The organism is Spirillospora sp. NPDC049652 (assembly GCF_040675125.1).
Lineage (GTDB): Bacteria > Actinomycetota > Actinomycetes > Streptosporangiales > Streptosporangiaceae > Spirillospora.
The window spans coordinates 1-6,008 of the sequence record NZ_JBFAOF010000413.1 but is presented as its reverse complement, the minus strand read 5'-3'; the positions used below and the strand labels follow the sequence as shown (position 1 = coordinate 6,008).

6 protein-coding genes are annotated in these 6,008 nt (G+C 74.4%); 3 read left to right on the top strand and 3 right to left on the bottom strand.

Going from position 1 to position 6,008, the window contains the following annotated elements; genetic code table 11:
* The first annotated feature begins 9 nt into the window (after positions 1 to 9).
* Positions 10 to 159 carry a DUF5954 family protein gene (locus tag AB0J52_RS23775; protein WP_500184238.1) on the top strand — a complete coding sequence of 50 codons (150 nt, stop codon included), beginning with the start codon at positions 10 to 12 and terminating at the stop codon, positions 157 to 159.
* A 20-nt stretch (positions 160 to 179) separates the two neighbouring features.
* Here the strand turns inward: AB0J52_RS23775 and AB0J52_RS23770 are convergent, their stop codons facing one another.
* A complete protein-coding gene (locus AB0J52_RS23770) occupies positions 180 to 1,310 on the bottom strand; it encodes a GDSL-type esterase/lipase family protein (RefSeq protein ID WP_500184236.1) in 1,131 nt (376 codons plus the stop codon).
* A gap of 232 nt (positions 1,311 to 1,542) precedes the next feature.
* Here AB0J52_RS23770 and AB0J52_RS23765 point away from each other — a divergent pair, with 232 nt between their 5' ends.
* Positions 1,543 to 2,946, top strand: coding sequence for an MFS transporter (locus tag AB0J52_RS23765; RefSeq protein WP_500184235.1), 1,404 nt, complete (start codon positions 1,543 to 1,545; stop codon positions 2,944 to 2,946).
* A gap of 94 nt (positions 2,947 to 3,040) precedes the next feature.
* Here AB0J52_RS23765 and AB0J52_RS23760 read toward each other — a convergent pair whose 3' ends face one another.
* Positions 3,041 to 4,000, bottom strand: a complete 960-nt coding sequence (locus AB0J52_RS23760) for an MBL fold metallo-hydrolase (protein WP_500184234.1) — start codon at positions 3,998 to 4,000, stop codon at positions 3,041 to 3,043.
* 56 nt (positions 4,001 to 4,056) lie between these two features.
* On the bottom strand, positions 4,057 to 5,475 hold the full coding sequence (locus AB0J52_RS23755; RefSeq protein WP_500184233.1) for an FAD-binding oxidoreductase: 1,419 nt from the start codon (positions 5,473 to 5,475) through the stop codon (positions 4,057 to 4,059).
* Positions 5,476 to 5,727: 252 nt separating this feature from the next.
* Here AB0J52_RS23755 and AB0J52_RS23750 point away from each other — a divergent pair.
* The coding region (locus AB0J52_RS23750; RefSeq protein ID WP_500184232.1) for a hypothetical protein at positions 5,728 to 6,008 on the top strand (281 nt) is incomplete at its 3' end.

Here is a 6,008-nt window from a genome sequence, read left to right as displayed (position 1 = left end):
GCCGCGGCGATCGACGCCGCGCCCGGGCCGGAGTGGAACGTCACGATCGGCGGGGAGCCGCGCCGGTTCCGGATCGTCCGCATCGGCCGGATGATCCGCGTCGGACCGGACGGCCCCGAGCCGCCGAGGCCGTCCGACCAGGAGCGGTACGGCTGCTGAGAGACCGGTGACGCGGCCGGTCACCAGAGGTCGGAGAGGTTCACCGCCTCGGCCATGAGGCGGGCGCCCTCGTCGTTGAGGTGCATGCCGTCGCCCGTGTCGAGGTCGGTGCGGATGTAGCCGGGGGCGTCCGGGTCCTCGACCGCGCGGGCGACGTCGAAGACGCCGTCGTAGGCGTCCGACGAGCGGATCCACTCGTTGACCGCGAGCCGCAGGGCCAGGCCCTCGGGGGTGCTGATGCCCTCGTAGATCGCGCCGCCGAACGGGCCGACGGTCCCGATGAGGGCGCGCAGCCCGGCGGCGTGGATCCGCGCCGCGAGTTCGGTGTACCCGGCGATCAGGTCCCGCGCGGCCGGCATCGGCTGGCCGTACGCGCCGGGCAGGGCGAGGTCGTTGATGCCCAGGTTGACCAGGACGTGCGTCGCGCCCGGCACCGACAGGGCGTCGCGCTCCAGCCGGGCCAGGGCGTGCTCGCCGTGCACGTCGGTCAGCAGCCGGTTGCCCGAGATGCCGAGGTTGACGACCCAGCCGCGGTCGAGGCGGTCGTTCAGGGCGTCCACCGAACGGCGGTTGGCGCCGACCGTCGTGCCCGTCCCCTCGAACCAGGAGTCGCCGAACGCGACGGCGACGGGCGTGCCCTCCGGGGCGAGGACGTCCACGCCGGTCACGAAGACGCGGGCCTCGAAGGCCTCCGGATCGTCCAGCGCGACGGCGGCGGTCTGGTTCCCGGACGCGGCGTACGAGCGCTCGATCGGCAGGTGCGAGTAGGTCGCGAGCCCGGTCTCGCCGGGCAGGTAGAGGCTCAGCGACAGCAGGTTCCCCGCCTCGACGGCCAGCGGGACCTCGTCGCTGACGATCTCCGCGCCGGGCGCGATCGTGATCTCCGCCCGGCCTTCGAACCGCAGCTCGCGGTCGGTCTCCGGGTCGATCGCGTCGTCCTTGGACTGGACCGCCACGCGGGCCGCGCCGATCCGCAGCGGCTCGCGCCCGTACCGGTTGGTCAGCCGGACCCGGATCCGCTCGCCGCCGCCCGCCAGCAGCAGCGGCTCCCGGACGGTCTGGCCGGAGAATCCCCTCGATGCGACGAGCTTGTGCTCCTCGTAGGGGCTGAGCACGGCGGTGCGGAAGCCCGCCAGCCACTGCTGCGACATGTTCGCCTCGTCTCTTCCGTCCCGAAAGTCGATCTTGCGAACCGCGCGGGCCGCGCGCTGATTCCCGCCTGGCCGCCCCCGGCCGGAGGAAATTGCGCGAGTTCCATGACCTCTCGCGTAATCGCCGCGCCGCGGGGGCGGACGGCAGGCTCATGGTCATCAGCGGAACAGCGGCTCGCGGCAGCGGGACGGCGTCCCGCACCGGCACCCCACCTACTCGCAGGAGCGCGACATGACCGCCGTCTCGGCACCGCAAGCGGCACCCGTCCGGGTGGCCGCGGCCCCAGGCTGGGGCACCCTGCTCGTCCTGCTCACCGGGATCTTCGTCACCAGCCTCGACTTCTTCATCGTCAACGTGGCGATCCCGGCCACCCAGCGGGACCTGCACGCGACCGCGTCGCAGATCCAGTTCGTCGTCGCCGGGTTCGGCGTCGCGCTCGCCGCCGGGCTGATCACGGCGGGCCGGCTCGGCGACCTCTACGGCCGCCGCCGGATGTACGCGGTCGGCCTCGCGGTCTTCACCCTCGCCTCGGCGGCGTGCGCGGAGGCCTCGACCGCCGGGATGCTGATCGCCGCGCGGGTCGGGCAGGGCGTCGGCGCGGCGCTCCTCATGCCGCAGGTGCTCGGCATCATCAACACCGTCTACACCGGCCCGGCGCGGACCCGGGCGTTCAACGCCTACGGCATCGCGATGGGCTTCGGCGGGGTGTTCGGGCAGCTCATCGGCGGTGTGCTCATCAAGGCGGACCTCGCCGGGATGGGCTGGCGGGCGATCTTCTGGATCAACGTCCCGGTCGGCGCGGCGGCGCTCGCGCTGATCCCCCGGCTCGTCCCGCGGGCCCGCGCGACCGGCGCGTCCCGGCTCGACCCGGTCGGCACCGTCCTCGCCTCGCTCGGTCTCGTCGCGATCGTGTACCCGCTCGTCCAGGGCAGCGCGCACGGCTGGCCGGTGTGGACCTGGGAGTGCCTCGGCGCGGCCGCCGTCCTGCTCGCCGCCTTCGCCCTGCACCAGCGCCGCGCCGCCGCCCCGCTCGTCGCCCCCGCCCTGTTCCGGCACCGCTCGTTCGCGGCGGGCGCGGTCGTCGCGCTGATCCACAGCATGACCATGGGCTCGTTCTTCCTGATCCTCGCCCTCTACCTCCAGGTGGGACGCGGGCTGTCGGCGCTGGAGTCCGGCCTGATCTTCCTGCCGCTCGGCATCGGCTACTTCGTCTCCTCGGCGCGGGCCGCGGGCCTCGCCGAGCGGCTCGGCCGGCAGACCGTCGCGCTCGGCGCGCTCGCCATGGCGCTCGGCCTCGGGATCCTCGCGGGCACCGCCACCGGCCTCGGACAGGACGGCGCGGTCGCCTGGATCATCCCCGGCCTGGTCGTCGCGGGCGCCGGGATGGGCCTGGTCATGGCTCCGCTGCCGGCGCTGGTGCTGAGCCGGGTGGACGCCGAGCACGCGGGGGCCGCGTCCGGTGTGCTGAGCACCGCGCAGCAGGCGGGCGGCGCGATCGGCGTCGCGCTCGTCGGGGTGGTCTTCTACGAGGTGCACAGCGGCGTCCCGCACGCCTTCGCCGCCGGGCTGGTCTTCCTTCTGGTCCTGGACGTGCTGGTCGCGGCTCTGGTCCAGGCGCTCCCCAAGGCCCGCTGACCACACCGAACACCGAAAGGCCCCGCCGATCCCGGCGGGGCCTTTCCCCTGTCACGTGCTTTCCCCCGGCAACCTCGGGGTCGGGCGTGCGTGTTCAGGCAGGCTCCTCGCTGCGAGGCGGCGCGGTGAACTCGTCCAGGCGGGCGAGGAGGTCGAGTTCGCCCGGAGTGCCGTCGCCGTTGAGCTCCCGGTAGACCGCGCCGACGTTGAGCAGCAGCCGCTCGGAGTCACCCAGGTGCTCGAAGCCGGCCAGGTCCAGCGACCGGACGGCGTCGGCGAGCGGCAGGCCCACCTCGTGGCAACGGACGGCGTGGTCGCGCAACCGCACCAGGTACTCGCGGAACCGCCGCACCTCCGGCTTGCCGGCGACCGGTCCGTGGCCGGGCACGATCGTGTCGGCGTCGAGGGACAGGATCAGGTCGCAGGCGGCGATCCAGCCGCCCACCGGGCCGGTGTGCACGACCGGGTGACCGCCGACGAACAGGATGTCCCCGGCGAACAGCACGCCCGCGTCCGGGACGTGCACCAGCACGTCACCGGACGTGTGCGCCGGGCCGACCTCGATCAGCCGGACGGACCGCTCCCCCACCGCGAGGTCGAGCCCACCACTGAACGTCCGGTTCGGCAGGGCCGGGACGACACCGCCGATGTCGAACGTCCGGACCATCCGCGCCAGGACGCGCGGCAGCGCCTCCTGCGGCAGCGAGACGAGCAGCTCGCGCGTCCGGTCGTGGCGCATGACGGCGGCGGCCGCCTCGGAGGCGACGATCTCCACCCGCGGATCGGCTTCAACCAGGAGCCGGTTGCCCCACCAGTGGTCGCCGTCGCTGTGCGTGTTGACCACCGTGCGGACGCGGACGTCCGGGAGGACGCGCGCGATCTCGGCGAGCATCGCGCGGGTGAGCGGGAAATCGAACAGCGTGTCCACGAGCAGCGCCTCGCCGCCCGACACCACGAGCCCGGCGTTGCTCCATCCCCACGAGCCGTCCGGCTGAAGGTAGGCGTGCGTGCCGGCGGCGAGCTCGTGAAGCCCGCGCTGAAAGGGAACGGTCATGACCTTCCACCCTTCGGATCTCTGTGCCGCCGTACCTCGGGCCGTGGCGTGAGCGGTCAGAGGCCGGGGTCGTCGCCGATGACCTTGCCGGGGTTGAACAGGCCGAGCGGGTCGAGGGCGTCCTTGACGGCCTTCTGCATCGCGCGGGCGCCGAGCGACAGCTCGCGCTGCATGCCGCCGCGCTTGAGCAGGCCGACGCCGTGCTCGCCGGTCACGGTGCCGCCGAGCTCGATCGCGGCCGTGAGGAGGTCCTCGAACGCGGCCTGGGCCGCCTCGCGGGCGGCGTCGTCGCCGGGGGGCGTGACCAGGAGCGGATGCAGGTTGCCGTCCCCCGCGTGCGCGATCGTCGCGATCCGCACGCCGTGCCGGCGGCCGATCTCCTCCGTGCGCTCCAGCATCGCCGGGACGCGCGACCGCGGCACGCAGACGTCCTCGGTCAGCAGCGGACCGAGGCGCTCCAGCGCCGGGTAGGCCAGCTTCCGCGCCTGGAACAGCGCCTCCGCCTCCACCGGGTCGGTCGACTGCTCGGCCCACACCGCGCCGCCGTCCCGGAACGCCGCCGCGACCTCCGCCGCCTCCTCGTCGCCGGACGCGCCGGGCGTGTCGACGCTCGCCAGCAGCAGTGCCTCGGCGGACGGGTCGAGCCCGAGGTGCTTCCAGTCCTCGACCGCCGCCAGCGCGAACCGGTCGAGCAGTTCCAGCGCGGCCGGGACGAGCCCGCGCGCGGTGAGCCCGGCGACGGCGCGTCCGGCCGCCACCACGTCGTCGAACGCGCCGACGACCGTGCGCGGCGCGTCCCGCCGGGCCGGACGCAGCCGCAGCGTCACCTCGGTCACGACGCCGAGCGTCCCCTCCGACCCGACGAACAAGCCGGTCAGGTCGTATCCGGCGACGCCCTTGGTGGTCCGGCGGCCGAGCCGCACCCGGCTGCCGTACGCGCCGCCCGGGCCGCCGACGACGGCCTCCACGCCGAGCACGTAGTCGCGGGTCACACCGTACTTCAGGCAGCACAGGCCGCCCGCGTTGGTGGCCACGTTCCCGCCGATCGTGGACCACGGCGCGCTCGCCGGGTCCGGCGGATACCAGAGGTCGTGCGCGGCGACCGCCGCCTTCAGCTCGTCGTTCACCACGCCCGGCTGGACGACCGCGACCATGTTCTCCGCGTCGATCTCCACGACCCGGTCCATCCTCGACACGTCGAGCACCAGGCAGCCGTCCACGGCGTTCGCGCCGCCCGACAACCCGGTGCCCGCGCCTCGCGGCACCACCGGGATCCCGAGTTCCGCGCACGCGGCCACGGCCCGCGAGACCTCCTCCGCAGAGGAGGCGCGCAGCGCCGCGAGCGCCTTTCCCGCCGGGGCCCACTCCGCCTCGTCGTGCCCGAGCCCCGCCAGCACGTCGGCGTCGGTGACCAGATTGCCGCCGGGCAGCGCCCGGGCCAGCCGTTCCACGGACACGACCCACCTCGCTCTCATGTCGCTTCCACGCTCGCCGCGCCGACCGCGGCAGCACCGCGTCAGAGGACGGAAGACCGTCCACGCTACCGGTCGCACCCGGCGCCCACCCTCGCCTCACCGACCACATCCGCGCACCTCAGCGGCCATGTCGGGGCATGTCCTCGGAACGTCGTGCTCTTCGCGTCATGGCAGTGGAACGCGACGCGAACGGCGAACCCGCCGCTTGCGCGGCGTCGCGCAAGCGGTTCGCGCAGTGGCTACGGTGGCCGGATGGACAAGCGTGCGGTGGTGCTGGACCTGACCCGGACGGCGGCACCCCCGCTGGTGCCGGAGGTGCGGCTGAGGCTCGCCGAGGAGCCGTTCGCCGCCTGGACCGCGTCCCGCTCCGACGACCCGCCGTACTGGGCGTTCGCCTGGGCGGGCGGGCAGGCGCTCGCGCGGTTCGTCCTCGACCACCCGGACGTCGTGGCCGGACGCCGCGTCGCCGACGTCGCCAGCGGCTCCGGCCTGGTCGCCATCGCGGCGTCCCTTGCGGGCGCGGCCCACGTGAC

Bases quoted from the DNA above. Each gene is read 5' to 3' on its own strand.
- AB0J52_RS23765 (WP_500184235.1), top strand. From the start codon at position 1,543: ATGACCGCCGTCTCGGCACCGCAAGCGGCACCCGTCCGGGTGGCCGCG.
- AB0J52_RS23760 (WP_500184234.1), bottom strand. From the start codon at position 4,000: ATGACCGTTCCCTTTCAGCGCGGGCTTCACGAGCTCGCCGCCGGCACG.
- AB0J52_RS23755 (WP_500184233.1), bottom strand. From the start codon at position 5,475: ATGAGAGCGAGGTGGGTCGTGTCCGTGGAACGGCTGGCCCGGGCGCTG.
- AB0J52_RS23770 (WP_500184236.1), bottom strand. From the start codon at position 1,310: ATGTCGCAGCAGTGGCTGGCGGGCTTCCGCACCGCCGTGCTCAGCCCC.